5 protein-coding genes and 1 pseudogene are annotated in these 3356 nt (G+C 41.1%); all 6 read left to right on the top strand.

The genetic code is table 11. The features are described 5' to 3' along the window. Nucleotides 1–364: 364 nt before the first annotated feature. Nucleotides 365–706: an HK97-gp10 family putative phage morphogenesis protein gene (locus HP456_RS21620; protein WP_172254949.1), complete on the top strand. Its 342-nt coding sequence runs from the start codon at nucleotides 365–367 to the stop codon at nucleotides 704–706. An 8-nt stretch (nucleotides 707–714) separates the two neighbouring features. Continuing rightward, nucleotides 715–1104, top strand: a complete 390-nt coding sequence (locus HP456_RS21625; protein ID WP_172254951.1) for a hypothetical protein — start codon at nucleotides 715–717, stop codon at nucleotides 1102–1104. An 11-nt stretch (nucleotides 1105–1115) separates the two neighbouring features. Then, on the top strand, nucleotides 1116–1658 hold the full coding sequence (locus tag HP456_RS21630; RefSeq protein WP_172254953.1) for a phage major tail protein, TP901-1 family: 543 nt from the start codon (nucleotides 1116–1118) through the stop codon (nucleotides 1656–1658). Between the two features lie 61 nt (nucleotides 1659–1719). Next, nucleotides 1720–2109, top strand: a complete 390-nt coding sequence (locus HP456_RS21635; RefSeq protein ID WP_172254955.1) for a tail assembly chaperone — start codon at nucleotides 1720–1722, stop codon at nucleotides 2107–2109. Nucleotides 2110–2150: 41 nt separating this feature from the next. Further along, the gene (locus HP456_RS21640) at nucleotides 2151–2477 is read left to right on the top strand and encodes a hypothetical protein (RefSeq protein ID WP_172254957.1); all 327 of its coding nucleotides are present in this window, start codon (nucleotides 2151–2153) and stop codon (nucleotides 2475–2477) included. A 4-nt stretch (nucleotides 2478–2481) separates the two neighbouring features. Then, nucleotides 2482–3356: pseudogene (locus HP456_RS21645) on the top strand (hypothetical protein); the annotation flags it as partial.

Raw genomic sequence — 3356 nt, forward strand, 5'->3', positions numbered from 1 at the left:
CAGTCCATCTTAGAAACGTATATCCCTAAACCAGAGACGACAGGAAAGGTAATGTTTTTCTGATGAGGTACTCTGATCGGGTCACACTCCATAATGTAGTAGACAGGGCATTTGATCCTTCTATTGGCAAGACAGTTGTAAGAGTGGATGATGGTGTCACACTGCCCTGCAACATATCTCCTATCAGCTTGGAAAGGGTGAAGATGATATTTGGGTCCTTAGATAAACACATCACCACAGTAAGGCTCAAGCAACCGTTCAGAGAAAGAGCAGATAAAGCTGTCATCAATGGAAAGAAATATAACGTTCTCAGACATATCCCATATAGATCTGAGAGCTTTTTTTATTTGGAAGGGGTGAGCGAGTGGACTTAGATGGTTTGGATGCGCTTCTTGCTAAGCTTGACCGAATGTACAAAGAAATTGAAGACGATGTGGGGACAATCGTAAAGAACAACACGATAGAAATGACGGAAAAAACAGTCAAGAACGCGGAATTCACTCAGGGGTATCAAACCGGTTACACCAAGAGAAACATCGAAACTGTCATGGTTAGCAAGTTGGTAGGGAGGACCGTCTCTAAGTCAGAGCACTCAGGGTACCTTGAATTTGGTACAAGGTTTATGGATGCTCAACCATTCGTCTTCCCTGGTTTTTACATTCAGAAGAAACAGTTCTTAAAAGATCTAGATCGACTAGTAAAGTAGGTGAATAAATGAAATCACCAAAGATCCAATTGTTCAATGCGGTCTTCAACAAGTCATTGTCACTCGGATATGAAACTTATGATTATCTGCCAGGTAAAGATGAAAGCACACCTTATCCGTTTGTGCATGTCGCAGGCTCAATAAGTTCTGATGTCATAAACAACAAAGAAGTAATTACTGGTAACATCTCGCAAACCATTCATGTATGGGAAATAGCAAGTAATCGTTCCCGCTTTGCGGAAATGATCTACTATCTTGAAATGGAGTTACGTAGACTTACCCAACTTGAAAATTATTATGCGAGCCTGACTTCTCTTGATTCCAATGAAATCTATGACAATACGACAACGGACAATCTAATGCACGGGATTATCCAGGCAGAATACAAAATAACTTAGGAGGTAGTAGTATGGCCAACATTGCCAAAGGGGTACACAAGGTACTCTATTTTAGAAAGCTCGGTGAAGCTGTGGAAGGTGCAAAGCTAGTTTTTCAAACCGAACACTCAAAATCCTATTCCCGAGATCGTGAATCAACTGTTACCAAGGATGGAAGTGTTTCCGGTTCAGGTGCGCTTGAGGACGAGGTAAGCATTTCTGCACTTCAAGCTGAAACAGATCCCACTTTCACGATGCTTAGTGACTCTATTGTAGAAGACTATCCGGTTGAGATGTGGGAAGTTGATTTGGCGGATAAAGTAGAGGATGAAACGACTCCAGGTACTTATACATTCGGTGCTGAATATCGACAAGGGTACATCACGGAATGGGAAACAACCAATCCGGCTGAGGATGACCCAGAAGTAAGTGGAACGTTTGTTACTGAATATAAACGTCAAAAAGGGCGTGTCAATCTCCCTGAAGCTGACATCGAAACATTAGGATATGTATTCCATGATGTTTTGGCTGCTGATCCAGCTGATGACGGATTGGGTACGGCACCTGAAGCATAAGAAAATCGATGAGGGGATGTTTCCCCTCTTTTTATTTTGAATTTTTGAGGAGGAACTAAATTTGCATATCACTTTTAACGGTAGGGAAATCGAACTTTCATTTGGTCTTCGTACACTAACTACGATCGATCGTTCTTTAGGACTGGAAGTGGAAAATGTAAGTCTCGGACAAGGACTAGAAACGATGTTGGTGCCAGGTCTTCAATCAGGAAATATAATTTGCCTATATAAATTGATACAGGCAGCCACGGCACACGATAAGAAAAAGCCGACAGCTGATGAAGACTTCGAGTCAATCCTTAACGACATCGCTGAAAATGAAGGTCTGGACGAGTTTGCGCAGCAAGTCATGTATGAATTGGGAAAGCAACCTATGACCCGAAAGCTCGTTCCAGAAAAGTATCAAGCATTGAAAGCAGTGAAAAACGTGAGCAAGCCGACAGGGGATTAACCTACGATGAAGTTGTCGTCTATTCACTGCGCAAGTTAGGGATGGTACGGCTGATTGATGTCGAAGAGATGACGTTAACTGAGTTTCACTACAAGCGCTATGCCCAAGAATATAAGGAAATCGATGAAGAGTATAAGTTGCATAAATTAGCTTTCCTCATTCGCAATGCAGAAGCAAAGATAAACAAAGGAACAGAAAAGAAACCGAAAGAGGAGTATGCCTTTAAGGAATTCAAGGACTTCTTTGATTATGAATCCGCGCTAAAATCTGTTGACGATGATTTCATTACAAGAAAGTCTATTAAAAAACCAACTAATAAATTATCTCCTGCCCAGATTGCTCTTCAACGAAATTCTAGAAAGGGGTGAGGGAGTGTCCAATTATTCGATAGAAGCAGAGCTGAAAGCAAATGTCACTAAATTCAGGAATGCTATTCAAAAAGCCAGGGAAATAACAAAGCGATTCAAAAAGGAATCTGAAAGTGCAGAAGATACAATATTAAAGGCTGATATAAAACCATTGAAACGCAACATTAAGAAAGCGAAGAAAATGATGGAGCGATTCACAAGAAAAAAAGCTAAAAAAGAAGTGGATGCTGATACGGTTAGCTTCTTTAAGAAGATTGACAACCTACAAGCTAAAGCGAAAGCACTTGCACGAGATAAGATTATCGTTCGCATAGAAGCTCGGGTAGATAAGTTTCAGAGCAGAATAGATCGAATCGCAAAAACCATGAGTTCAGTAGGAGTTGTCGCAGGAAATGCGTTTCGAGGAGGTCTTCTATCCGTTCTCCCTGCAATAGTTCCCATTATTGCTAGCTTAACTGGAGCACTTGGCGGTTTAGCAACTTCTTTTGCCGCAGCAGGAACAGGAGCCATTCTATTCGGTAGTGTAGCAACGTCAGCATTAAATGATGTATTTGAAGCAAATAAAACTATTAAGGACTTACGAAAAGAACTTGCCAATACAACGGATTTGGAAAAGCGTGCCGAGATATTAAAAGAGATTGAGAGAGCACAGGCTAGCCTTTCCCAAGAACAACAACGAGGATTAAAAGCAGTCCAGTCCTTCGGTAAGTTTTGGAGCAAGTTTGCGAAACAATTTGAAAAGCCTGTTATGGACATTTTCATCCGAAGTTTAGAACAACTGCGATCGTTGATTAAAGATTTAAAGCCAGCATTTAATGGTGCAATTCGCACAGCCGATACGTTGTCTAAGAGCATTGGACTTTCAATGGAATCTCAAGA

Source organism: Bacillus haikouensis (assembly GCF_013179555.1).
Lineage (GTDB): Bacteria > Bacillota > Bacilli > Bacillales > Bacillaceae_B > Rossellomorea > Rossellomorea haikouensis_A.

What these genes read in the sequence shown, in the direction of transcription:
- HP456_RS21630 (WP_172254953.1), top strand. Translation starts at nt 1,116, where the DNA reads ATGGCCAACATTGCCAAAGGGGTACACAAGGTACTCTATTTTAGAAAG.
- HP456_RS21625 (WP_172254951.1), top strand. Translation starts at nt 715, where the DNA reads ATGAAATCACCAAAGATCCAATTGTTCAATGCGGTCTTCAACAAGTCA.
- HP456_RS21640 (WP_172254957.1), top strand. Translation starts at nt 2,151, where the DNA reads ATGGTACGGCTGATTGATGTCGAAGAGATGACGTTAACTGAGTTTCAC.